This window comes from Streptomyces sp. LUP47B (assembly GCF_001746295.1).
GTDB lineage: Bacteria > Actinomycetota > Actinomycetes > Streptomycetales > Streptomycetaceae > Streptomyces.
The window spans coordinates 665,171-689,745 of record NZ_MJAH01000006.1 but is presented as its reverse complement, the minus strand read 5'-3'; the positions used below and the strand labels follow the sequence as shown (position 1 = coordinate 689,745).

Here is a 24,575-nt window from a genome sequence, read left to right as displayed (position 1 = left end):
GACGGAAGGAAAGGACCGACCATGTCCCCGCAACCCCCCACACCAGTTGCCGGGCGCCTCAGCCGGCGAACCCTGCTCAGGGCCACCACCGCGACCGCCGGGGCGATCGCCACCGCCGTCGCGTTCGCCGAACTCGACACGCCTGCCGAGGCCGCGGCGAGCTTTGTCAAGGGCGTCGACATCAGCTGGGCACCTCAGATGGAGGCGCGTGGCTACTCCTGGAAGAACGCCGGCGGGCAGACCCAGGACCTGCTGACGATCCTCAAGGGGTACGGCATCACCGCCGTACGCCTGCGCACCTTCGTCAACCCGTCCAACGACCCGGCCAACGGGCACTGCGGCATCAACGAGGTGGCCGCCTTCGCCAAGCGGGTCAAGGCCGCCGGGATGTCGATCATGCTCGACTACATGTTCGGCGACACCTGGAACTCCGTAGGCGTGCAGAACCCGCCCGCGGCCTGGCGGAACATGAGCTACAGCCAGATGCGCACCGCGATGGGCACGTACGTGAACCAGACCATGACGGTCATGAGGAACAACGACGTGCTGCCCACCTGGGTGCAGATCGGCAACGAGATCAACAGCGGGATCTGTCGCCCGGTCGGCAGCGTCTCCAACGGGGCGCAGATGACGGGGCTGCTCAATGCCGCATACGAACAGGTCAAGGCGGTGTCGCCGCACTCGATCGTGTGTATCCACCTGGCCCAGCCGCAGAAGTACGACGTGATGACGACGTTCTTCAGCCGCTTCGCGGCAAGCGGCGGCAAGTGGGACATGTCGGTGTTCTCGTCCTACGGCAGCGCCGACCTCGCGGCCGGGATCGTGGCGAACATGAAGAAGATCTCCGACGCCTACGGCAAACCGTTCCTGCAGAGCGAGTTCGGCGGTCGGGTGGACCGCGCCTCCTCCACCCAGGCCTCGCTGGTCGCCTACATCAAGGCCCTCAAGGCCAACGGCGGGCAGGGCGTCTTCTACTGGGAGCCGGAGTGCATGTCCCCGTTTACCGGCTACAACATGGGCGCCTGGGACTCCTCCAGCAAGCGGCCCACCGCCATCATGAACGGCTTCACCCAGGCCTGAGCGACGGGCCGTGGACCTCAACCCGGGCAACTCTCCGATCAAGGACTGGGATTGGTGATTGTAATGGGCATGACATTGAGTCTCGAAGGGCACGGGTCCAGGCTGGGAGCAGTGGGTCTGCTGACCCTTGCGACGCTGGTCGGCACCGGTGCGGCGCATGCGGATGCCGTCACGCGGGCGCTGCCGGCCGGTTGTTCCGGCACCGCGCCGATCAAGTGTCACTACGCGGTCTCACCCGGCAACTATGACGTCACGGTCTCTGTCGGTGGTACCACTGCCGCCGAGACCGACATGTGGGTGGAGGCCCGGCGCCTGATGCTTCCGGCGACGAAGACGCCGGCCGGTGCCGCCGCCACGTACTCCTTCACGGTCAACGTGCGGCAGCCGGAGGGGCAGCCGACCGGCCAGGGCGGCGCCGGAAACCCCGGTCTGGACCTCCGGTTCTCGGGGACCAACCCACAGGTGTCGGCCGTCTCGGTGAAACCGGCGCCCCAGCCGCTGGTCGCCTACCTGGCCGGCGACTCGACCGTGTGCGACCAGCCCGTGGCCCCGTACACGGGCTGGGGCCAGATGATCACGCCGGCGGTGGGTCCCGGAGCGTCCGTCGCCAACTACGGCGACTCGGGGGAGAGTTCGGGCAGCTTTCTGAGGAACTCGGCGCTCTTCCCGGCACTGTTGTCGAAGGTCAAGGCAAACGACGCGGTGTTCATCCAGTTCGGGCACAACGACAAGCAGACCAGCGCGTCGGCCTTCCGGAGCAATCTCACCTCCATGATCACGCAGGTCCGTGCGAAGGGCGGTGTCCCAGTCCTGGTGACGCCGCCGGTCCGCCGGCTGTTCGACGGCAACCGGCTCACGTCAACGGCCCTGCACGTCAACGGCGTCGGCGTGAACCTGCCCGCCGAGATGCGCTCGGTCGGGACGGCCCAGAGGGTTCCGGTGATCGATCTGACCGCCAAGAGCAAGGCGCTCGTCGAGTCCCTCGGCCCGTCTGCCTCCGCGCAGCTCTTCCTGCGCTCCTCCGTCGACGGTGTCACGGACAACACCCACTTCTCGCAGTACGGGGCGAGCCAGATGGGCGGGTTGGTGCTCCAGAGCATCCGCGAGCAGCGCCTGCCCCTGGCCGCGTACCTGCGCTGACCGAACGCCCGGCGCCAGTCCCAAGGAGGGACCCGTTGAGGAACTTACGGATTCTCATCACGACCGCGCTGATGATCGCCTTGTCGAGCGTCGGTGTCAGCGCCGCATCCGCGGCGGACCCCGTCGCCACGAACTGCACCAGCGCCTCCCGCGCCCAGGCCCCGGTCGCACAGGCGGCCGCCGCGCCGGTCACCGTGTGGCTGGCCGGCGACTCCACCATGGCCAACCCGAGCTCCGGCCGGTGCCCGGTCGGCTGGGGTAGCCAGTTCGACGCCCTGTTCAACAGCGACGTAACCGTCAAGAACCAGGCCGTCGGAGGCCGCAGCATCCAGACCTGGCTGTACGAGGGAAACGTGAGCGGCACCAAGGGCTCGGACGGCGAGTGCCGCCTCACGTCCACCACGTACTCCTCCCGGTGGCAGGCGATGCTGAACTCGACCACCGGAATGAAGGCCGGTGACTACCTGTTCATCCAGTTCGGCATCAACGACTCCTCCTCGACCTGCCCCCGGCACGTCGGCACGGCCCGGTACCGACAACTGATGACCATGATGGCGCAGGCCGCCCTGGCCCGGGGCGCACACCCGGTGCTGCTCACCCCGGTGGCCGCCATCACCTGCTCCGGCAGCACAGCGACCAAGAACCGCGGCTTCGTGGGCGAGACCTTCGCCGCCGGCACCGCCACCAGGGCGCCCGTCATCGACCTGCAGACGCTCAGTGTCTCTCTCTACAACAGTCTGCACTTCTGCCCGAACAACGGCGACTACTCAGGCAGCGGTCCCCTGGGCACCTTCTTCTGCAACGACCACACCCACTTCGACACCTACGGCGCCCAGCGCGTCGCAGGGCTCGTCGCCGGAGACGTGCGCCGCCAGAACCTCCCGCTCGCCGCGTATCTCAAGTAGCACGCGGCGGTGGGCGCGAACCGAGGCCGGTCGGTTCACGGCTGGCCTCAATGACGGCGGTGCCGCAGACCGGAGACGCAGTCGTCCCTACCCGACGGTGGTGTGCGGAAGCGGCTCGGCTCCGATCGGGCCGCGGCGTGCGACGTAGGCGGAGGCGGAGGGTACGACCGGCGAAGCGGCCCCCTCCTCGGCACGCCCACCCGCACAACCTGTGTCCACTGATCGTGATGACCGACACGGGCAAGGTGACACTGCAGGTGGCCGTGCAGCAGCTGAACGGCGTCTACACCAACGACAAGTCGATGGTGTAGACGCCGGAGCGCTCATGTCGGTGATACCGCTGATCGGGGTCTTCCTGATCGGCTCGCGCCACTTCATCGCCAACCTGGCCGCCGGCGCCATGAAGTTCTGAAGAAGCACGCGCGTGGTCCCACTCTTCGCCAAGCAGCTTTCGCACCTGCGCTGAGTTCTTCTGGCAGGCACGAGTCCTGCTGCCGCACGGGAAATCACCTGACTCGGGAGATGACGCTGTGAGAACCGCGAAGTTCGGCACCCCTGCCCTTCTGCTCTCCCTGGTCACGGCGAGTTCCGTCGCCATGACCCCCGGCTCGGCGCCCGCGAGCGCCGCGGCGGCCGGAAACACCTACTACGTCGCCCCGAACGGGAACGACGGCGCGGCAGGTACGCAGGCCGCTCCGTGGGCCTCGATCGCCCGTGCACAGGCCGTCGCCACGGCGGGCGACACGGTCTACTTCCGGGGCGGCACCTACGCCTACACCCGCGCGAACAGCGCCTGTTCGAGCCAGACCGCCAAGGTCGACGCGATCACCCTGAACAAGAGCGGCAGCTCGGGCAACCCGATCCGGTACTGGGCCCAGCCGGGCGAGAAACCGGTCTTCGACTTCTCGCGGATGACGGACAACTGCCGCATCAAGGGCTTCGACGTCACCGGCAGCTGGATCCACCTCAAAGGACTGGAGGTCAAGGGCGTTCCCCAGAACAACAACCGCAACGCCGAGTCCTGGGGGATCTGGGTTTCCGGCAGCAACGACGTCTTCGAGCAGATCAACACCCACCACCACATGGGCACCGGCCTGTTCATCAGCGGCGGGGGCGGCAACCTCGTCCTCAACTCGGACGCGCACGACAACTACGACCTGCGCAGCAACGACGGGCCCGGCGAGAACGCCGACGGGTTCGGTTCGCACTACACGCCGGCGGGCCGTTCCGCGAACGTGTTCCGGGGTTGCCGATCGTGGTGGAACGCCGATGACGGGTTCGACCTCATCTCCGCCTACTCGCCCGTCATCATCGAGAACTCGTGGGCCTGGCGCAACGGGTACGTGCCGGGGACGACGACGCCCTCCGGCAACGGAGCCGGCTTCAAGTCGGGCGGCTACGGGGGCGACTACGAGGCCAACGCGCCCAAGCACACCGTTCGCTCCTCGGTGGCGTTCCTCAACAGGGCGGCCGGTTTCTACGCCAACCACCACCCGGTGGCCAACGACTTCTTCAACAACACCGGCTACGGAAACCGCCCCAACTTCAACATGCTGGGAATCGACTCGCGCGGCGCCGCCGTCGGCCGGGGCAACCTGCGCAACAACCTCGCCTACAGCGGAACGGCGACGTCGAACATGAGCGGCACGAGCGCCGCGTACAACTCCTGGAACCTCGGCGTCCCCCTGTCGGACTCCCAGTTCCGGAGTGTGTCGACGTCCGGTTGGGACGCGCCCCGCCAGACCGACGGGAGTCTGCCCGTGCTGCCCCACCTGCGTCTCGCGGCGAACAGTGCCCTGATCGACAAGGGCACCGACGTGGGACTGCCCTTTGACGGAAGCGCGCCGGATCTCGGCGCCTTTGAGAATGACGGAAGGTGATCCTCTTGAGGCAAAGACCGCGTGTCGTCTCCCAATACTGGAAGTTAGCCGCCGCCACCCTGTTGTCCGTGGCGTTGGCGGCGCCGCTGTCGGCGAGCACCGCCGCGGCGGAGACACCCGCAACGCAGAGACAGGCGACGGACCTCCAGGGCCACGGGGCGGCGGCTGGACCGGTGGTGGATCGCGGCCTCGAGTACCTGGTGTCCGACTACCAGACGCGCACTCCGACGAAATACACGGCTGACTCCTGGAAGCCCTTCGCCAAGGCGTTGACCGCCGCGGCCGAGGTCGCCGACGACTCCTCGGCCACCACGTCGGATGTCGCCGACGCGAAGACGGCACTGATGACCGCCGCCGCCGATCTGCAGGCCTCCGACGAGGGCACGTTCCAGACCATCACGAACAACACCTTCTGGAACGACACCAGCGGCAACCCCATCTATTCGCAGGGCGGCGGGGTCTTCAAGTTCGGCGACACCTACTACTGGTACGGCGTGCACTACACCGGCGCCGAGCTCTACCGGGCCAATCCGACGAAGAAGTACGACGGCAACGTCAGCTTCGTCTCGGTCCCCGTGTACTCCTCGAAGGACCTGGTGAACTGGAAGTTCGAGAACAACGTCGCGACGCGCTCGACCAAGATCAACAATGGGGCCACCCTCGGTCAGGCGGGATGGGTCGGGCGGCTCGGGGTCTCGTACAACGAGAACACCGGAAAGTACGTGCTCGCGACCCAGGCCTACGTCGGAGGCGGGCACGGTGTCCTGCTGCTGCAGGGCGACTCACCCACCGACACCTTCGACTACGGCTACTTCCAGACCCAGATCACCAACTCGCCGACGACCGGCACCGGGGACCAGACCGTCTTCACCGACGAGGATGGCAAGGACTACCTGATCTTCTCCAACCGCGAAGGACGGTCGCGCGGCTTCGTGGCCAAGTTCCGGGAGTCCGACTCGCTGCGGATCGAGCCGGCCGTGCAGATCCGCAGCGGTGCCGGTCGCGAGGGCAACGCGATGTTCAAGCTCGACGGCAGGTACTACCACGCGGCGTCGGACCTGCATGGCTGGAACACCTCTGTCAACTACGTCAATGAGTCGACCAGCAGCAACGTCCAGGGCTCGTACAGCAGCGAGTACGTCCTTGCCGGCACTGAGATGGACTACAGCCACGTGACCCAGACCGGGTTCTTCGTGACGGTCAAGGGCACCAAGCAGAACACGGTGCTCTACGCCGGCGACCGCTGGGCGGACTTCGCCTGGAACGGCATCGGGTACAACCAATGGGTGCCGATCACCAAGACCGGCGCACGGCCGCAGTTCCACTCGGTGAGCCAGTGGCAGTTCAACGCCACGACAGGGGAGTGGCGCGTCGGGCCGGCGAACAACTACATCCTCAACCCCGACATCCAGGCCGACCGCGTCATCGTCTCCAGCGTGCGGGGATGGCGGAACCTCGGCGGTTCGGTGACCAACGTCAACGGTGGTGTGAACGGGTCTCGCTTCGCCCTCCAGATGAGCAACAGCGGCGGCGTCGAGCAGCGGATCGAGTCGGTGCCCGCAGGCACCTACACCCTGTCCCTGCACGCTCGGGGTAGTGCCGGGCAGGTCGTGATCACCGGCGCCAACGGCAGCCAACGCACCCTCGGCATCCCGTCGTCGAGCGGCTGGGCGAAGCGCGAGCTCACCGGCATCGAGCTACCCGGCGGGGCCGCCACCGTCACCGTGCGGGCATCGGGTTCGGGCGGCTTCATCGTCGACCAGCTCTCACTCGTCAAGACCTCTGCCGGCACACCAGCACCTCCGGGGCGTTACGAGGCAGAGACCGCTCCGGCTCAGTGCCGGGGCACGATCGACTCCAATCAAGCCGGCTATTCCGGCAGCGGGTTCTGCAACGGCGACCCCGCTGTGGGGGCCTTCGCGGAGTTCACCGTGAACTCCGAGACCGCCCGTACGGCGACGCTGGGGATCCGGTTCGCCAATGGCGCCACCACCGGTGCGAGGTCGGCGAACTTCGTCGTCAACGGAGCCATGGCAGGGGCGCTTTCGTTCGAGTCCACCGGTGCGTGGACGACGTGGACGACCAAGACCGTGACGGTCCCGTTGAACGCCGGCAGCAACTCCATCCGGCTGGATCCGACCACGGCCGCCGGACTGCCCAACGTCGACTGCCTCGATGTCGGCTGACTGACATCCCGTGCTCTGCCGGTCTCTGCGACCGGCAGAGCGTAGGGAACAGCCCGTGCCGCCCGTACGTGACATCGTCAGGAGAAGGACATGAGCAGCAAGCGTCTGGTCCGCGCCATCGCGGTCACGGCGACGTTGGTCACCATGGTGTCCGCAAATCTACTCATGGTGCCCGAGTCGGCCCACGCGACCTTCGGAACCGCGGACATCAAGCCGATCGAGAGCAATATCGCTGCCAAGCCCTGGGCCTCGGCGACGGCCGCCTCCGGCTCGTCCAGCGCCCGTCTGGCCTTCGACGGCGACCCTGCGACGTCCTGGCGCCCGGATCGTGCCGGCGCCCGTCAGTGGCTCACCGTCGACCTCGGTGGAACCTACGACAACCTGCGTAAGGTCAAGGTGCTCTTCCCGGACCGTGGCGTGGCCCACCGGTACGTCGTCGAGGCTTCATCCGACGGCCGCCGGTGGAAGCCCATCGCCGACAGATCCCACAACCGGGCCGTGTCGCGAGGGGAAGTGCACCTGTTCACCCGGCCGGGAACGCGCTTCGTCCGGCTGACGTTCGCAGGGGGGCCGGGCCGGGCCCGGACAGGTGTCAGCGAGCTCCAGGTCTTCAACTACCTGCGCGACGACCTCACCCTGGGCGCCGATCTGTCCTGGATGGACGACGTCCAGGACCAGCAGTACTGGGTCGCCCCCCAGGCCGAAGACCGCGGCGCCGGGCCACACCTGCTCGACGTGGCCAAGGACCGTGGCATCGAGTACAGCCGGCTGCGGATATTCAACGAGCCGCGCAGCGAGAGCACCGGTCAACCGACGCCGATACCGCGCCAGGGGCCGGAGCGCTCGCTGGCCTCAGCCAAGTTGATCAAGCAGCGGGGCATGGGCCTGGGGATCGACTTCCACTACGCGGACTCATGGGCGGACCCGAGCAAGCAACCAAAGCCACGCGCCTGGGCCGAGCTGGAGTTCGCGGACCTCTCCAAGGCCGTGTACGGCTTCACCGCCGACTATCTGAAGCGGTTGATCCGACAGGGCACCACGCCGGAGAAGGTGGCCGTCGGCAACGAGATCATCAACGGGTTCATGTACGGCAGCGAGGCGGCCCAGATCGGCACAACGAATCCGCCGTACTTCGTCGACCAGGCCGATATCTACCAGTCCAAGCCCGGCGGTGGCCTGCTGTGGAAGTACTGGCGGTCAACCGACCCGGCGGAGCAACGGCTCTACGACCAGTCGTGGGACCGGTTCACCACCCTGGCCGCGGCCGGGATCAAGGCCGTCCGCGACGCGTCACCGACATCCAAGGTCGAGATACACGTGATCGTCGACAAGGACAAGCTCGCCAAAACCATGGAGTTCTGGCACCAGTTCCTCACCCGGGTGAAGGCAAAGGGGCAGAACCCCGATGTGCTGGCCATCTCGTACTACCCGGAATGGCACGGTACGCCCGAGACACTGGATCTCAACCTCAACACCATGGCCACCACGCACCCCGGCTACGACATCGACATCGCCGAAACCGCCTACCCCGCCTCGGGCGGCGATGGCTCGCCGTTGCCCAACTCGCCGTACCCACGAACCATTCAGGGGCAGGCGGACGCGATCCGGAGGGTGTTCCAGGCCGCCAACGACGTGGTCGACAACCGAGGTTCGGGAGCGCTGGTGTGGGAACCGGCCGGCTACCAGCCCATGTTCCGGGCCGTGCCCGGACTGGCGAACACGTGGGAGCCGCACGCGTCCATCAACGTCTTCAACGCCAGCCGCGCCAAGCACATCCTCCAGCACACCGTCTACACCAGCACGATGGTGAGGGCCGTCCCGAAGCTGCCCTCCTCCATCCGCGTGCTCACCACCGCCAACAACAAGATCACCGCTGTCCCCGTCCGCTGGCAGCCGTTGCCACCTGGCGCGACCGACAGGCCGGGTGAGGTGACAGTCACCGGGACGACCCGCACAGGCCCGGTCACGGCGGTCATCGACGTCATGCCCAGCCACGGCGAATACGACATGACCACCTCATAACCTGCTTCACCGAGGCCACACCGCCGAGACCACGACGGCACCGGCGACATCATCACCGCTTCACAGCAGTGCTCCGCTCACTCGGTGGCCGACAGCAACAGCTGCCGAAGCGCCTGGGAGAACCAGGCCCTGGGCGACGGGACGGCCACACTCACCCCGACATCCGGTGCACCCGACCAACCACACGCCGGTCCTGCCGCCCCTCGCGGCTGGCCGGAGCACCCACACCCCCTGTTGCGCCGTGCGCCCCGTCGACCTGTCGGCCTCTGTGCCGACGGGACGCACCCGGCAACGGGACCAACCGAACGCCAAACCCCCCACCCATCCCCGCACCCAAGGAGTCACCATGACCCTGCGACGACGGACATTCCTCAGCATGACCGCGGCCGGAGCGACGGGCGTGGGCCTGTCCCTGCTCGGGGCAGGACAGGCACCAGCCGCCGCCGCGCCACTGGACACCGCGCCGACCACGCCGTTCGCGGTCGGCGTGCGCCGGTACAACTGGACCCGTGGCAGCCGCCCGTGCACCACGTACGTCTACTACCCGGCCACCGGCACCGCCGGCGGCAGTCCGGTGACGGACGCCCCGGTCGCCGCCGGGCTCTTCCCCGTCTACAACTTCACCCACGGCTACGGGAGCAGCCCGCAGAACTCCCTGTTCATCATCCGGGCCCTGGCCTCGGCGGGCTTCATCGTCCCCGCCCCGCACTTCAACCACAACTTCGACGACGTCAACAACGGCAACACGTCCAAGGACGTCTCGCAGATCCTCACCAACACCCTCGCGCTCAACGCGAGCGGACCCCTGGGCGGGCACATCAACACCGGCATCGGCGTCGGCGTCTCGGGCCACTCCCTGGGCGGCATGGTCACCCACGGTCTGCTGACCTCCTGGCCCGACAGCCGGATCAAGTCCGCCAACCCCCAGTCCTGCGTGGACATGGGCAACCCGTCCGGTTCGGTCTCGGCCAAGGTCCTGTTCGTCCACGGCGACCGGGACTCGACCACGTCGTACTCCTCGGCCCGGCAGGCGTACGCGGAGATCACCTGGCCCAAGGCGTTCCTCACCTTCGTCGGCGGCAGCCACACCAGCTTCTGGAGCGACCAGCGCTTCCCCAGGACCGTCGTCGACTGGGCCCGCTGGACCATGTACGGCGACACCGCCGCACGGGACCGCCTCCCGGCTGACGCGTCCGGGGCCAACACCAGGTGGGACGCCCAGCTGGGCGACTCCCCCGGTGGTCCGGGCCTCTACACCCTGCTGGCCCAGCACAGCGGCAAGGCCGCCGAGATCAACGGTGCCTCCACCGCCGCCGGCGCACAACTCGTCCAGCGGACCACCAACAGTCGCCCCAACCAGCAATTCGAGTTCGTCGACGCCGCCGACGGCCACGTCCGCGTCAAGGCACAGCACAGTGGCCTGTTCCTCCAGCCCACGGGCACCGCGACCGGCACGGATATCGTCCAGCAGGGCGACACCGGCGCCACCAGCCAGCAGTGGCGCGTGGTCGATCACGGTAGTGGTGTGATCAGCCTCGTCAACCGGGAGTCCGGCCTGGCGATGGATGTCTGGGAGTACTCCACCGCCGACGGCGCCCGCATCGCCCAGTACACCTACAGCGGCAACCCCAACCAGCGCTTCACCCGCCGCCGCGTCTGACCGGAACATTTCGGTGGCCGACGGTGGTGCTCGCTCAGCCCGGGCAACCCGGGCTGAGCACGGACATCCAGCCGCGCCGCAGGCGGTCGGTGTGGTACGGCCAGCGGCTCACCGAGGCACGGGAGCAGACGGTTCCGGGCAAAGCCCTGGTCGTCGGGCACTCACTCGGCGGAGCCATCGTGCTCGCCTCCGCCTCCCCGCGGATCGGCTGGCGGGTCGTGTTCTCCAGCGCCGGGCTGGTGCGGCTGCTCGTCCCGTCGGCCATGAGGGTCGCGACGGTGCCGTGGCTGGCCCGGCCGACCGTGCCACGGGCGGCCCGGATGCTGCGGCCCATGGTGGCTGCGGGTGGTCGCGTGCCGGATGAGCTGGCGGAGTGGATGGCCCTGGTCGCCCGCTGCTGCCCCAGCAGCCTCGCCCCTATCCCCGCTGCCTCCGGCGCTGTTGACCGAGCGCCGGGCGTGCCCAGTCTGGTGGCCACCGGCCGCTACGTCTTCCTACCACCGCAGCGGGTGGGGCCGGCCGCCCAGCGGCACCTGGGCACCCGGTTGCATGTCCTGGACGGCTCGGAGCATCTCCTGCTGGACGAGGCGCCCGACGAGATCCTCGCGCCACCGATAGCCACTTCGGCGGGTCCAGAGTCGGCTGACATCGAACACTTCCAATCCTGGTCGCGCCGGATGGCCGCATCGACCTGGTATGCGTCGAGCGGTCAGCCAGGAGACACGGCGACGCCGAGGGAGTCGGCACCCATCGACTTCGGTGCGCCCTTCTCGTAGAAGACGTCCAGGTCGGTGATGACGAAACCCGCTGTGGTCAGCATGTCGACGATCGGCCGGGTCAGGTGGCATCCGCCGAAGAGCCGCTGTTCCATGGGGTCGAGTCGCTGCTGCCAGCGGCGCACGTTCTCGTCTGCGGCCGGGGCGAGTCCGTGTTCGATGAAGTGCAGCGTCCCGCCCGGCTTGAGGACACGCCGCACTTCATGCAGAGCGGCATCGGCGTCCGGGATGGTGCACAGCGTCCAGGTAGACAGGGCGGTGTCGAAACTGTGGTCGCGGAAGGGCAGTACCTGGCCGTCCAGGGCGGTGCGCTCCACGCGGACCGGTGTCGCCGCGAGGCGCTTGCCTGCAAGTTTCCATCCGACCTCGGAGGGCTCCACCGCGTCCACCCGCGTGACGGCTTCCGGATAGAACGGAACGTTCAGCCCCGAGCCGAACCCGATCTCCAGGACATCGCCCTCCAGGCCCTCGCAGACCCGGCGCCGAAGACGCTCGGCCTCCTTCATTCCGCAGACGACGTTGATGATCCGCGGGACGACCTGCTTGGCATAGAAGCCCATGACAACCGACCTCCGTCGCTCGTGACCAGTCTCGCACCCAGTCTGGCTCGACGCCCGGCGCACGGGACGCGCCCGCCATCAGGCAGGTCTGAAGGCACCGGGGCGGGGGTGGATGGTCGTCGGCCTAGGGTGAAGTCACGCCTTCACCGCCACACGGGGTTCAGTCCGGTCCGTCCCGCGACAACCGGGAGGGCGCCATCGGCAGCTGTCTCGACAGGCCGCGAGCAGTGTCACCCGTCCCGGCCCCGGGCACGGCTCGCTGGAGGTCGCCCCATCGGCGCTCAGGTTCAGCCAGAGCAGACCGGCAAGGAGACACCTCGTACATGTACTTCCGAGTGCGTCAGTATCCGAGATGCCTCCTCCAGGATCACACTGGACCACATTTGACACCTGAAATGCCCGGATATGACGCATTGGCAGCGGACGGAAACGACGATACCTACGGCTCGGATTCGCCCCGGATTCGACCCCGAGAGTTCGTTTAGTCGGTAAACATTTCCTCTGACCTGCGGAGATAAGGAGCGGCAGACGAGTCGGGCTGTACGCCGGGTTTGTCACCCGGTCGCCTCGCGGCGGCCGGGGAGACGGCCATCCATCTAGGCCCGTCGTTGCCGCCGGCCTCGTGCGGCTCTGCAAACTCAGCAGTCGTGTCAACGCACGGTCGAGAATACGCGGCTGAAGACGTTGACCCTCAACGCCTCGGCAGCCAGTGGAGGTTGTGCATAGGCGTCCCAGGTCTCGGAAAACCTGGCATGCCGGGAGAGAACTTGGACCGTCTTGGGATCGTGCACTCCTGACATCCCCAGCGTGGACGTGTAGAAACGCTTGAGGTAATGGAATCGAGTTCCCGGGGGAAGCCCTGCTCTATCTAGGGCCTGATGCCATTTGCGATAGAAGTCGTTCGCCTGTACGGGCCGGCCATGAACATTCATCACGACGAGGCCGAGGCTATCCAACCTTCGGACGGTGAGACCAGAAGAACTCAGGCCAGACCCAAGTGGGCTAAACTTCTCCATGTGTCTTGCCAGTTGACCGGTGAGGAAAGGGTCGACCGGCAGTGTTGCTTTGCTCGACTTCGTCTTGAGCGGCGCAGCCCGCCCATGCTGCTGTTGCTCTTTGATGCACAGGAGATTCCGCGCCCAATCGACGTGATCCCATTTCAAGCCGAGAGCTTCCCCACGGCGCAGCCCGCCACAGGCCCCCAGCCACACGACGACTTCGAAACGCGGTTCTACCTGCCGCATGGCCACAGCTGCTGCGGCAACCTGCTCGGGACTGAGGGCGAACTCGATGCGCCTGTCAACCTCGGGTAGTTCGATGCGGGACACGATGTTGATGGGGAGCGGAACATCCTCGTCCAGCAGGTAGTGCATGAAGATGCGCCACGTCTTGAACACCTGGATCACCGAGCGCGGCGACCGAAGGCTCGGCGTAGCCAGCAGATGGTCCACGAATGCCGTGGAGTCAGAGCGGCGCAGAGATACGGCAGGTCGGCTGCCGACAAACGGCAGGATGTGGTTGCGGAGATGTCCCTCGTAGGCGCTTACCGTGTTCCGCCTCTTCCTCCTCGCCTTCTTCCTCTTGATCATCTGCGCCGCATAGAAGGACACCTCACGGCCGGCGTATGCCGGACTCCCTATGCGTTCTTCGTCGCCGCGCAGTCGCACCTCGTTCAAGTGGGTCTGCGCTTCATGCCATTCCCCGAACGAAACGCGACATTCCTGCCCAGCGTGATCGAGGTAGCGCGCTTGCCACCGCAGCCCTCGCCCGTGGTCGGCCGAAGGGTAGAGAGGTCGATTCCTGGTGCCGCATCTGCAGGGAGTGTCACCGCGATGCGGTTTCGGGTAGGACTTATGCCAACGATCAAACGGCAGCGCTGGTCTCATCATGTCTCTCGCTGGAAAAGGCTACTCGGCTGGGCCGATTCGCCCACGGCGATGATTTGACTCTGATGCCTGCAGGCCACGGGTTGTTGCCTGAGGGCTGTACGCCATCAGCATTTCCCGAGCGAGGATCGATTATGCACAGCTGTTCATGGTGTCTGGTGTGACATGCCGGTGATGTCGCTGTGTGCCAGATCGTGAACCATCACCCGACCCGCGACTCCTGTCCCTCGGTATGCAGATCCGCCGCCTCAGAGAGGAACGTGACTACAGCCTGGAGGAGCTCGCAGAACGCAGCGGGCTGAGCTTTCGCGGCCTCATCTACATTGAGCACGGGCAGCGCAATCCCAGTGCTTTGACTCTCGTCGACATTGCTGCAGCCCTCGGTGTCGCACCCGGTGAGCTCATCAATCACCTGGCAGACGGTCGCTCTACCGAATCCGCCCCGCAGTAGCAACATCGGGCCGCACGCAGGTAACGGCCAGCGCCTGCCGAGGCGGGCCTGGCCATCTTCGAGCGGCAGGCCAATGACTCACGCAACACGAAGAGCCTGCGGATCAGCCGGGGAAGGTCCCAACCGACTGGCGCAAGAACCTCGTTGGCACCTGCCCCACGCCGTGACCGAAGGAGCCGACTGCCGACGCTGATGGAGGCCTGCCCCCGGCTCGGGCGCTACGGCTGCGTCCCGGTGTCGAGCCAGTCCATTGCACGGGGGAGCACACCCTCGCCTCCTTGCGGGTGTCCCCGCATCCCACTTGATATTGATTCAATCAATATTGACGTGCATAGCGTCAATCATGGACAGTCGAATCAAGTCCAAGGAGGGAACATGCCTACCAACCCAGCCGCGTCCACCTCGATCGATGTCCCGCGAGGCCTCGCGGGCGTCATCGTCACCGACACCGCACTTGGCGACGTCAGAGGACTGGAAGGCTTTTATCACTATCGCCAATACTCGGCCGTCGACCTTGCGCGGACCCGCGGCTTCGAGGACGTCTGGTACCTGATGGTCCACGGCGAACTGCCGGAGGCTGCGCAACTGTCCGTGTTCGCGGCGCAGACAGCACAACTTCGCCCTCTTCCCGAGGACGTGCGCGCCGTACTGCCCGCCCTCGCCGCGGCGAGCGGCGCCTCCGGCCCGCTTGCCGGTCTACGGACCGCCCTGTCCCTCCTCGGGGCCTCGAAGGGGTTCCGGCCGGCGTACGACATCGACGCCGACCAACGACGCGCGGACACGGTCGCTGCCGCGGCGGCCGTACCCACGCTGCTGACGGCGCTGTACCGGCTCGGGCAGGGCCTCGAACCGGTGGAGCCGCGGACGGATCTGCCGTACGCCGCGAACTACCTCTACATGCTGACGGGTTCGGAACCGGACGCGGACCGGGCGAGGGCGATCGAGCAGTACTTGATCTCGACCATTGACCATGGATTCAACGCATCAACGTTCACGGCGAGAGTGATCGCATCGACCGGGGCGGACGTGGCGGCCGCCCTGGCCGGCGCGGTGGGGGCGCTCTCCGGTCCCCTCCACGGCGGCGCTCCGAGCCGTGCGCTGGACACGCTGGATGCGATCGGCAGCCGGGACCGTATCGATCCGTGGATCCGGCAACATGTCCTTGCCGGGGATCGCATCATGGGCTTCGGCCACCCCGTCTACCGCACCGAGGATCCCCGTTCCCGCATGCTGCGTGGCATCGCGGAACAGTTCGGCGGCCCACTGGTCGACTTCGCGACCGAGGTCGAACAGCGCGTCGAGGCGATCCTGGCGGAACTCAAGCCCGGCCGCGAACTCCACACCAACGTCGAGTTCTACGCGGGCGTGGTCATGGAACTGTGCGGCCTGCCCCGCGAGATGTTCACCCCGACGTTCGCGGCAGCGCGCGTGGTCGGCTGGGGAGCGAACATCCTCGAACAGGCAGCCGACTCGAAGATCATCCGTCCGGCAGCGCGGTACGTCGGACCGCAGCCGCCAGTGGCGGTACCCGTGCCCTGACTCCTGCCTGATGCGCCCAGAACTAGGTCCCAGGCTACGTGTCCACGTGGACCGCTCCGAGCTGATGGAGGCTCCGGACCATTCTCTTATGGATGGATGGTTCCTGAAACGAACCACTTGTGGAGTGTGGATTCCGCCCCGTCTGGGAGATCGTCGACGAACACGACAGCCAGGCCGCGCTGGGCTCGAGAACAGCACACGTAGAACAGGTTGCGTGACCGTTCTGTCCGGTCGGGTTTGTCGGTGCCGGCAAGCATTTTGCCGATGCTGTACCTGTTCCACACGCGGTCGTCGACCACCACCAAGACGTTCTCGAATTCGTCGCCTTTGACACCGTGCTGGGTCGAGAACGGGGTGAGTTCGTCGATGAAGTACGTGACGCTGATGACTTCCCGGTAGGACACGCCGCGGAGGTTGTTCGAGAAGTCCGCTCGCCGCTGGTCGCGCTCGTCCAGGTCCGTTGCGGTTCTGCGGCGTTCGAGGTCCTTGAGTTTTCCCGGCAGGGCTAGGAGATGGCCGTCGGCCATCCGGTCGAGCACGTCGCCGATGGTTCCGGTCGTGCGTACGGCGTCGAGTGCACGGATCGCGTCACTGATGGCGCGTTTGTGGGCGTGACGGGTGATCCGTGTCCGTCCCTCGTCCAGTAGGTCGGTCAGCCCGGCGAAGTCGCTGTTGCGGAACGCGGTACTGATGGCCTCGACGCGGGTGAGGTACTGGATGTACGGCTCGTTGCGTGCCATGAGGTCGTCGGGACCGTAGCGGCCCAGCTTTCGGTACTGCTCCAGGAGGTTGGCGTACTCCAGGGTGCCGGCTATCCCTCGGTGGGTGAGCAGCAGGTATTTGCTGTTCTCCCGTGTCCAGCCGTTCCGGGCGAGTATTGCTTCGGCGGCGGTGAGTCGCTCAGGGCCGGCCGGGATGCTGCTGTTGAGGAACAAGTGGACCTCGCCGGTTTGCTGCTTGCCGATGGCGTCCTGGGTGAGCTCGGGACGCATCCGGTTGAGCACCTCGACGACCGGAGGCGAGCACCGGTAGTTCTCGTGTTTGGTGATCTCGGTGAGAAGGCCGGGCCGGTTTACCGCTCCGACGCCCGACTCGTAGATCTTCTGCATGGAGTCGCCGAAGAGGCCGACCACGCATTTCTCGCGGCCTGCGCCCGCCAGGTGGTCCAGCAGCAGCTGGATCGTCTTGGGCGAAGTGTCCTGGTACTCGTCGACAAAGATGACCGGGTACTTGCTGGTGATGATGCGTATGAGCTTGGGGTGGGCCGTGACGAGACGGAGCGACAGCGCGATGACGTCGTCGTGGGAGATGCGCCCCTCGTGCAGCCTGCGCCCGCGGTCGGAATATTCGATGACGGGAGGATCGGTGACATCATCCAGGTCTTCCGGTTTGGACAGGTCCTTGTTGTAGTCGAGGATCTGCTGCCAGAGCTCAAGCTGGTACGGCTGGATGACACTCCACAGGAATTCGTGGATGGTGTCGACGTCGACGAGCGGGTCTGCGGCGATGCGTTCGACGATCTTTTTCTTGGCGACGTTGGTGTAGGTGATGCAGGCGATCCGCCGGCCGTGTGCCTCCAGGTCTGCGCGGTGGTGGGTCAGGAGGTGCTGCAGGGCGCGTACCAGGGTGGTCGTCTTGCCGGCGCCGGCCCCTGCTTCGACGAGGAAGCTGCGCCGGGCCTCCAGCTCGGTGGTGACGGCTTCGAGGGTGTCTAGGCGAGCCACTGCAGTCCTTCGGCGATGTAGCGGGGAACGGCCCAGTCCTCCAGGAGCATGGCGTCGAAGGCGAAGTCCGTCTTGTGGTCGCTGAGTTGCTGTGCGATGTCGTAGGCCTTGGCTTCGATGTCGTCGGCGGTGGGGTCGGCCCCGACCTCCTTGACGAAGGCCGCCTTGAGGGCGAGCTGGCGGAAGTCACGCGCAAGGGGTTCTGCGTTGGCGATGATGAAGGCGTCCTCGAAGCTCCGCGCGCAGGCTCCCGAATCTTTCTCGGGGATCTGGTAGGCGACGCGGACGTGTCCTTGCTCTTTGTCGGCCGGGTCGGTGGCGAGCAGCTCGGCGATGCTGGACTTTGCGGGCAGCCAGTTCTTGAGCGTCATGTTCGAGGTGACTGTCTTCCCCTGGCCGGGTGGGCAGGCCTTGCGGTGTTTGGGGCACACGGAGTCGATGTCGGTGATGACGAGCGTCTTGACGTTCAGGAAAGCGAGTAGTTGCCGGAAGCGGACGGCGTAGGCGTCGCCGACCTCGATGACCGATACGTACTGGTGCAGAAGCCCCTTGGCGCACCGCCGGACCATTTCCGGAAGGATCAGCCGTTCCGCGGTGCCCTCGATCAGGATCACCTTGTCGGCGAAGAACATGTCACACCGGTGCAAGACCATGTACTGGCGCAGGAAGCGCAGGGTCTCGTCCCCCTGCGGAGTGGCCTTCACGTTGGCCTCGAAGGTCGAGAGATCCTTGACCGTGAGCTGCGGCTCGGAACGGTCGAAGTAGCGCACCGTGTGGAAGCCGCTGCTTGCGACGATGTGGGAGGAGTGCGTGGTGATGACCACCTGCACCTTCCAGCCCGTCTTACGGTCGATGAAGTCCTGGATGTTCTTGATGAACGTCTCCTGCATCTGGGGGTGCAGATGGGCTTCGGGCTCCTCGATGAACAGCACCTGCAGCGCTGGCTTGGGTGTGGTGCGCTCGTAGGTCTGGTGAAAGCTGATGACCTGCAGGATCGTAAAGATCAGCTTGCTGTAGCCCAGCCCGTTGTGTCCTTCGGGAAGATGGAAGTCGGCGTCCCCGGACGGGTACTGGATGCGTGTACTGCCGCGGAGGATGCCTGAGGCCTCGATGAGGGAGACGATGCGGGGCTTCTGGACCGGTGTGATGGTGCCCACCCCGAAGGTGCGCAGGTCCTCGAAGATCGGGTCGAACAGCGTGGCGTAGTTGTCGTCGAGCTGCTGTGAGGCGGACGCCAGAGCGGTCTCGATCTGCTCGATGCTCTGGTGACGGTCCTCGTTCCCGCTGTTGACCTTGTAGTAGGCCTCGAACGTCTTCGACAACGTGCGGGCCTTGTCGCTCGGCGTGTCATCCATCTTGGTCTGCGCGTAGACGAACTTGACCGACAGGATGGACTCGGCGGCGCCGCGCTTGATCTCCTTGCGGACGTTCTCGTCCAAGGGGCTGATCGCGCGATAGGCCGGGGCGAAGTAGTCCGAGAAGTTCTTGCGCAGCCACTTGATGCGATCGAACTGCTCCCGCTGGCTGGCCGACCAGAAGTCCTTGAGGAAGTCGTTTGGGCGAGCAACTTCAAGTGCCGCCTCGATCTTGACCTCGAAGCAGGAGTCGTCGAGGTCGAGGATCACACCCGTGAGCGGCGCGAGGTCGTCGTCTTCCGTGTACTCGATGGTGAGGACCAACCGGATGGCTGGGACGAGGTCGTAGGCCTTGGCCAGTAGGTCCTCGCTCGTCTCGGAGTCTCCACGGCCGGCATGTGCCTGCGCCTCGCCGAAGATCTGCCGCGCCTGCTCGATGTCGGCGATACGGCAGGTGGAGAAGTCCTCCAGGACGAACCTCGTGTCCTCCTCGCCGAAGAACTTCTCGAAGAGATTGACGAACGACGTCTTGCCGCTGTTGTTGCGCCCGACGATGAGGGTGGCCTTCGGATCAACCCGGACGTCCACCCTCTCCAGGGCACGAAAGTTGATCACTTCGGCATGCGTCAGCTGCATCTCACTCCCGACATCGTCCCCAACCCCGCTCCCGGGACGGCATACGCGTGCGACTACCGAGAGTCAGAGCAGTATCTGATACGGAAGGGACAGAGATGCCTACTTGGCTCAAAGTGGTCAGCGATGTGATGGGTTGCGTCCGTTTCGATCATTGCTGATCAGCGTCTGTCATCGATCCCGCGCGAGAAGCGCGGGTGATGAAGTCGGCATGGACGGAACTGCCTACCCAGCCCGGGGCATGCCGTCCGCACACACAAGCCACCGCGTGGCGGGCGGCTGCAGTGGCAGTTGGTAGGGCTGCCCGGTCATGCTCGTGCGGATGCAACAAGGGTGTCGGCCCGTTGCATGCGTTCAGGCGCTGCAGTACACGGTGAACGTCCCCCGGGTGAGGGCGTGGACGTAGGTCTCGGCGCCGGCCAGCAGCCGCAGGTGTTCCTCGGTGCACGCAGATGCGGACAGCCCGGGCTGGGCGAGCACAGTATGGACGCGAGGCCGCAACTGCGGGGCAAGTTCCCGGATCCGGTAGAGCTCCTCGATGCTGCCGACTTCGAAGGGTGAGACTCCGGTGCGGGCCCGGAAGCTTCTGGCGCGTCGGTCCAGATGGTTCAGGAGCGGGCCCAGGTGGTCTTGCCGCCACTTCGCGCCACGGACAGCCTGCCCGCACAGTTCGTACAAGTCAGCCACCCGGCCGCCGGGGGTCGGTTCGGACGAGTACTTGCAGTGCACCAGGGTGACGACGAGTTCGTCACCGTTGATCTTCATTCCGACCAGGTCGGCTGCTTCGCGAGCGCGGTCGTCGTCGATGAGGACGTCGAACTCCTGCGACTGTTGCAGGTGGGCGGAGATGTAGGCCTGGATGGAGTCAGGTTCACGCGTGGGGGTCTGTGACTCCTTCTTGATGTCCACTCCGGCCCAGTTGAGGATGGTCAGTCGTCTGCGGTCGAAGGGGTCGAGGTCTTTGCGAGGGGCAAGCAGTCGATCCTCGGCGGTGATCATCTTGTCGCCTGCCAGGAACACGGTGGGCTTGTTCCGGTTGATCCATTCCTCAAGCGAATACTCGTGGATTCCCGAGCGGACATGTCCGTCCAACGCGTCGGGGCTGTAGGTCAGTCCGTTGTCGGTGAATTCTGCGCTGTAGCCGATCTGCCAGGCAGGAGTGGTCAGGCGGATCCGGAAGGGGCCGGTAGAGGAGTGGTCTGCCACCTGCAGTGGGACATCGACGGCGGGGTAGGTGGTGCCGCCGAAGGTGATCTGCGGGCCGGGCCCGTTGCCGGTGAACAGCGGCCAGGGCCATTCGGCAGCGATGAGTACGCCCTCGGGACGTTCGGTGAGGTCCTCCGGGAAGATGAACCCGTCCATGACGCTGGCCAGGTCGATGCTGGCGTCGGTGAGCTTGGCCCCCTGCTCGTCACACCAGTCGGTCCAGGCCTTGAGGTTGGGGGCGGTCTGCATTGACCAGAACCGTCCCGACAAGGCGGCGCTGATGGTGGTCTTCTCCCCGTTGCGGAATCCGGAGGCGGCGATGTGGGTCTGACTCTTGCCCTGCCGATCGGCGGTGGACAGCGCCTCGTAGACATCGCTTCCCACATGCATAGAGAACCGGTTGAAGTGGTCCCGTGAATCCAGCAGGCCCACGTTGGTGGGGATCAAGCGCTCCATGTGACCAAGCACCCGGAAGGTCGGCATACCGGTGACCAGCCGGGAGTCCAAGCCCAGGACGGCCTGTGCGAGTTCCCGGTAGTCACCGGTGTTGTTCGATCCATGGATGTAGAGCAGGCCTTGGATACGGCTGAAGTACATGACGATCAGCTCGTAGGTGACCTGCTCAAGGGCTTGCGGGGCGCCCCAGCGGACTTCGCTGCGGTTCTCCACGACGAACCAGGCGACGGTGGAGGTGGTGTTGACCGCGATGGTGCTGTCCAGGACCCGTCCTTCGCCGTAGACCTCCAAGGCCCGCTCGGGAGTCCAGGTGTGGCTGGGAGCACGGTGAGCGATGGCGCTCATCTTGGGTTCCAGCACCGTGACCGACACCTCTTCCGGGGCATCGGTGAAGGACGCCTCGAAGTCGCTGATCTCCTCCACGCTCGCCGTGGCACGTTCGGTGATGTCGTGCAGGATTGTGTCCCAGTCAGCGTCCTCGCGTAGCAGTTCACGCAGCGGCGACAGTGCTACCGACGGATCACGGGCCACAAACACGGAGGCTGTCCCGATCGTCGAGCCCACGGAAGTGGACCGGGTGAACCGCCCGATGAACTGGATCATCGGGCTCAGGCTCTTCTTCACATCGTGCAGCGCGGCGATCTTCAGAGCCGGCAAGTCGAAGCCTTCACCGAGCATGTCGACGCAGACCACGATCCGGCACGACCGATCTTCCAGAGCGGCCAACGCCGCACGCCGTGCTCTGGCCGCCACCTTCTCGTGCAGAACCACCGGATTCAGGTCCGGCGCGAGTGCCTGATATAGCTCAGCTAGCTCTTTGGCCCGCGCGATACTCCTCGCCCGCACCATCACGATGTGATCCAGCCCAGCAGCCCGGTCCGCGCGCAGCCGTCCAACCGCCAGCTTCGCTAGCTCTCGGTCAGTGTCCTCCAGACTGAGCACGGCCCGGTAGTTGATCGGAGTGAAGTACCCATCCCGTTGAGCCTCCCGCAACGGGAACCGAAAGATGGTCCGCCCGGGCACAGGACGGCCGTCCTCTCTGAATGGAGTGGCGGTGAACAGCAGGACACGCCGGTCGGCGAAGGCATCGACCACGCGCGACCAGGTGGGCGCTGGCGCGTGATGAGCCTCGTCAACCACCAGGTGACTGAACGCGGCCAGGAACGCGTCGCGAGACTCCGGCTCGCAGGCCTGAAGAGCGTGCGGGGTCGCGACCACCACGTTGCAGGCAGAGGCGAATGCCTCAGCGTCGGCGGCGTCGTGGAACCCGTGCTGGAGTTTTCCCACCACGGGTCGCATCACGCCCGGAGTGACAATCTGGTGTGTGTGCAGGATGCCGAGCGACTCAAACTTCGCCGCAATTTGATCACGCAGCGCTGCGGTCGGCACCAGCACGAGCAGCCGCTCGGGTCGGGCGGCCACGAGCAGCGCGAGCATTGTCTCCGTTTTACCCGTTCCGGTGGGCATCACGACGATTCCTGGAGCAGTCACCCCCGAGGCCCAGTAGCCGATCACCGAGTGCAGGGCACCGATCTGGGGACGCCGCAGCGCGTGCGGTTCGGCGTGGTCGCGGAACCCGATGCCGTCGATGAACGAGGCCAGCACCGTCTGCGGCGAGCGAAGTGCCGTGTCGCCGACCCAGCCCACACGCCCGCCTGTTTTGACGGTGGGGATGACAGCCGTCAGCTGCTCAGGCTCGCTGCCTCCGGCTCGTATCGCGGGCCATCGGCCCTGGACGCTGGCCACCTCCAGTCCGGTGGCTGCCTCCACCACATCCAAAGTGCCTGACGGCACCAGTAGTTGGCGCACCGCATTGTTGCCGAAGACGATCTGTTGGGCCCATACCTTGCTGGTCGCGACGTGCACACGTGCTCCTGTTCCTTCACCAGTCCGGACTGGCAGCACAGTCGCCCCAGTGCCCGCACCCAACCCCCGTGCCCCTCACAACACGCCAGCATGGATTCAACCGATATACACCCACGAGTCGGTAACCGCACCTCATATGTCGGACGACCTGCTCCAGACCTCGGTGAGACGGGCCCTCGCCGGGGAAGCTACGGTGACGTCGCCAAGACCGCTTAGAGGTCGTTTTCTCCCGTTGTTTCATCCCGGGATACGGAGTTGGTCCGGTGATGTCGGGTCGCGCCAGGAGATGGTGGCCTCGCCGGTGAGACGGCGGGCCATGAGGTTGGTCATGGCTAGGTGGATCATGGCTTCGGAGCGGCTGGGCAGGGTTTCGTAGTCGCGGGCCAGGCGGCGGTGGAACATCAACCACCCGTACGTCCGCTCCACGGTCCAGCGTTTGGGCTGCGGGGTGAATCCCCTGGTTCCAGGGGCCCGTTGGACGATTTCCATGTCGATACCGAGGGCGGCGGCGTGCTCGACGAGGTGCTGGCGGTAGCCGCCGTCGACCCAGACCTTGCGGATGGTGGGATAGGCGGCGGCCACCTCGTCGACCAAGTGGGTGCCGGCGGCGGAGTCCTGCACGCTCGCGGCCGTGACCAGCACCGCGAGCAGCAGTCCGAGCGTGTCGGTGACGATGCTTCGCTTGCGGCCCACGATCTTCTTACCCGCGTCTGTGCCCTGGCTCGTGGCCGGGACGCTGGTGGAAGTCTTCACGCTCTGCGCGTCGATCACGCAGGCGGACGGCTCCGCACGCTTGCCCTCCTGCTGCCGTAACAGCCTGCGTAATACGCCGGTGAGCTGCGCGAACACATCATCCTTCTCCCACTTCGCGAAGTAGCCGTACACGGTCTCCCAGGGCGGGAAGTCGTGAGGCAGGTAGCGCCACTGCACCCCGGTGCGGTCCACGTACAGGATCGCGTTCATGATCTCGCGCAGGTCGTGCCTGGGCGGGCGCCCGAAGTCCAGGGCCCGGCCGCGGCGCTCGAAGCGCCAGGCCGCAAGCACCGGCTCGATCAGCTCCCAGCGGGCATCGGACAGATCACTCGGATACGGGCGTCGCTCACTCATGACCTGGACGTACCGCCCAGAACCGAGTGCGCCCAGGCGCACGCCGCCAGCATGCGGAAGCACAGACGCAGAACGGGGCGTCCTGGGATGAGACAGGTGCAAGCCATACTGCGCCCCAGGCGTCACACCATGCAGCGCATGGG

General features: G+C 66.1%; 16 protein-coding genes. 10 read left to right on the top strand and 6 right to left on the bottom strand.

Going from position 1 to position 24,575, the window contains the following annotated elements; genetic code table 11:
- Nucleotides 1–21: 21 nt before the first annotated feature.
- The 8 genes from BFN33_RS21210 to BFN33_RS51975 all read left to right on the top strand — a co-directional run bounded on the left by BFN33_RS21210 (nucleotide 22) and on the right by BFN33_RS51975 (nucleotide 11,649).
- A complete protein-coding gene (locus tag BFN33_RS21210; RefSeq protein WP_069761642.1) occupies nucleotides 22–1,080 on the top strand; it encodes a glycosyl hydrolase 53 family protein in 1,059 nt (352 codons plus the stop codon).
- A gap of 69 nt (nucleotides 1,081–1,149) precedes the next feature.
- Nucleotides 1,150–2,220 (top strand): rhamnogalacturonan acetylesterase, encoded by a 1,071-nt coding sequence (locus tag BFN33_RS21205; protein ID WP_256122808.1) that lies wholly within the window; start codon nucleotides 1,150–1,152, stop codon nucleotides 2,218–2,220.
- 35 nt (nucleotides 2,221–2,255) lie between these two features.
- Nucleotides 2,256–3,125: an SGNH/GDSL hydrolase family protein gene (locus BFN33_RS21200; protein ID WP_218109001.1), complete on the top strand. Its 870-nt coding sequence runs from the start codon at nucleotides 2,256–2,258 to the stop codon at nucleotides 3,123–3,125.
- 530 nt (nucleotides 3,126–3,655) lie between these two features.
- Nucleotides 3,656–5,005 carry a right-handed parallel beta-helix repeat-containing protein gene (locus BFN33_RS21195; RefSeq protein WP_088245363.1) on the top strand — a complete coding sequence of 450 codons (1,350 nt, stop codon included), beginning with the start codon at nucleotides 3,656–3,658 and terminating at the stop codon, nucleotides 5,003–5,005.
- Between the two features lie 68 nt (nucleotides 5,006–5,073).
- Complete coding sequence (locus BFN33_RS55535) at nucleotides 5,074–7,191, top strand: family 43 glycosylhydrolase (protein WP_370743300.1); 2,118 nt, start codon at nucleotides 5,074–5,076, stop codon at nucleotides 7,189–7,191.
- 90 nt (nucleotides 7,192–7,281) lie between these two features.
- Nucleotides 7,282–9,213, top strand: a complete 1,932-nt coding sequence (locus tag BFN33_RS21185; protein ID WP_069761639.1) for a glycosyl hydrolase 53 family protein — start codon at nucleotides 7,282–7,284, stop codon at nucleotides 9,211–9,213.
- Between the two features lie 346 nt (nucleotides 9,214–9,559).
- Nucleotides 9,560–10,873 carry an RICIN domain-containing protein gene (locus tag BFN33_RS21180; protein ID WP_069761638.1) on the top strand — a complete coding sequence of 438 codons (1,314 nt, stop codon included), beginning with the start codon at nucleotides 9,560–9,562 and terminating at the stop codon, nucleotides 10,871–10,873.
- Between the two features lie 23 nt (nucleotides 10,874–10,896).
- Nucleotides 10,897–11,649, top strand: coding sequence for an alpha/beta fold hydrolase (locus BFN33_RS51975; RefSeq protein ID WP_176742429.1), 753 nt, complete (start codon nucleotides 10,897–10,899; stop codon nucleotides 11,647–11,649).
- Here BFN33_RS51975 and BFN33_RS21170 read toward each other — a convergent pair.
- Together BFN33_RS21170 and BFN33_RS21165 are read right to left on the bottom strand one after the other, a co-directional pair.
- Nucleotides 11,583–12,209 (bottom strand): class I SAM-dependent methyltransferase, encoded by a 627-nt coding sequence (locus BFN33_RS21170; RefSeq protein WP_069761636.1) that lies wholly within the window; start codon nucleotides 12,207–12,209, stop codon nucleotides 11,583–11,585. The genes BFN33_RS51975 and BFN33_RS21170 overlap by 67 nt on opposite strands.
- Before the next feature lie 650 nt (nucleotides 12,210–12,859).
- A complete protein-coding gene (locus BFN33_RS21165; protein WP_256122827.1) occupies nucleotides 12,860–13,876 on the bottom strand; it encodes a tyrosine-type recombinase/integrase in 1,017 nt (338 codons plus the stop codon).
- 451 nt (nucleotides 13,877–14,327) lie between these two features.
- Here BFN33_RS21165 and BFN33_RS49960 point away from each other — a divergent pair, with 451 nt between their 5' ends.
- Together BFN33_RS49960 and BFN33_RS21155 are read left to right on the top strand one after the other, a co-directional pair.
- Entirely contained in the window at nucleotides 14,328–14,546 is a 219-nt protein-coding gene (locus BFN33_RS49960) for a helix-turn-helix domain-containing protein (RefSeq protein ID WP_256122807.1), read from the top strand.
- A 375-nt stretch (nucleotides 14,547–14,921) separates the two neighbouring features.
- Nucleotides 14,922–16,085 (top strand): citrate synthase, encoded by a 1,164-nt coding sequence (locus BFN33_RS21155; protein ID WP_069761634.1) that lies wholly within the window; start codon nucleotides 14,922–14,924, stop codon nucleotides 16,083–16,085.
- Between the two features lie 86 nt (nucleotides 16,086–16,171).
- On the opposite strand, the gene BFN33_RS21150 is transcribed toward BFN33_RS21155, so the two are convergent.
- The 4 genes from BFN33_RS21150 to BFN33_RS21135 all read right to left on the bottom strand — a co-directional run bounded on the left by BFN33_RS21150 (nucleotide 16,172) and on the right by BFN33_RS21135 (nucleotide 24,432).
- Entirely contained in the window at nucleotides 16,172–17,809 is a 1,638-nt protein-coding gene (locus BFN33_RS21150) for a UvrD-helicase domain-containing protein (RefSeq protein ID WP_069761633.1), read from the bottom strand.
- A complete protein-coding gene (locus BFN33_RS21145) occupies nucleotides 17,797–19,800 on the bottom strand; it encodes an ATP-dependent endonuclease (protein ID WP_069761632.1) in 2,004 nt (667 codons plus the stop codon). Before BFN33_RS21145 ends, BFN33_RS21150 begins: the two co-directional genes overlap by 13 nt.
- A gap of 351 nt (nucleotides 19,801–20,151) precedes the next feature.
- Nucleotides 20,152–23,325 (bottom strand): DEAD/DEAH box helicase, encoded by a 3,174-nt coding sequence (locus tag BFN33_RS21140; RefSeq protein ID WP_069761631.1) that lies wholly within the window; start codon nucleotides 23,323–23,325, stop codon nucleotides 20,152–20,154.
- Between the two features lie 237 nt (nucleotides 23,326–23,562).
- Entirely contained in the window at nucleotides 23,563–24,432 is an 870-nt protein-coding gene (locus BFN33_RS21135; RefSeq protein WP_069761630.1) for an IS5 family transposase, read from the bottom strand.
- Nucleotides 24,433–24,575 lie beyond the last annotated feature (143 nt).

Coding starts and splice junctions, on each gene's coding strand:
- BFN33_RS21155 (WP_069761634.1), top strand. CDS start 14,922: ATGCCTACCAACCCAGCCGCGTCCACCTCGATCGATGTCCCGCGAGGC.
- BFN33_RS21170 (WP_069761636.1), bottom strand. CDS start 12,209: ATGGGCTTCTATGCCAAGCAGGTCGTCCCGCGGATCATCAACGTCGTC.
- BFN33_RS21205 (WP_256122808.1), top strand. CDS start 1,150: ATGACATTGAGTCTCGAAGGGCACGGGTCCAGGCTGGGAGCAGTGGGT.
- BFN33_RS21180 (WP_069761638.1), top strand. CDS start 9,560: ATGACCCTGCGACGACGGACATTCCTCAGCATGACCGCGGCCGGAGCG.
- BFN33_RS49960 (WP_256122807.1), top strand. CDS start 14,328: ATGCAGATCCGCCGCCTCAGAGAGGAACGTGACTACAGCCTGGAGGAG.
- BFN33_RS21135 (WP_069761630.1), bottom strand. CDS start 24,432: ATGAGTGAGCGACGCCCGTATCCGAGTGATCTGTCCGATGCCCGCTGG.
- BFN33_RS21210 (WP_069761642.1), top strand. CDS start 22: ATGTCCCCGCAACCCCCCACACCAGTTGCCGGGCGCCTCAGCCGGCGA.
- BFN33_RS21145 (WP_069761632.1), bottom strand. CDS start 19,800: ATGCAGCTGACGCATGCCGAAGTGATCAACTTTCGTGCCCTGGAGAGG.
- BFN33_RS21185 (WP_069761639.1), top strand. CDS start 7,282: ATGAGCAGCAAGCGTCTGGTCCGCGCCATCGCGGTCACGGCGACGTTG.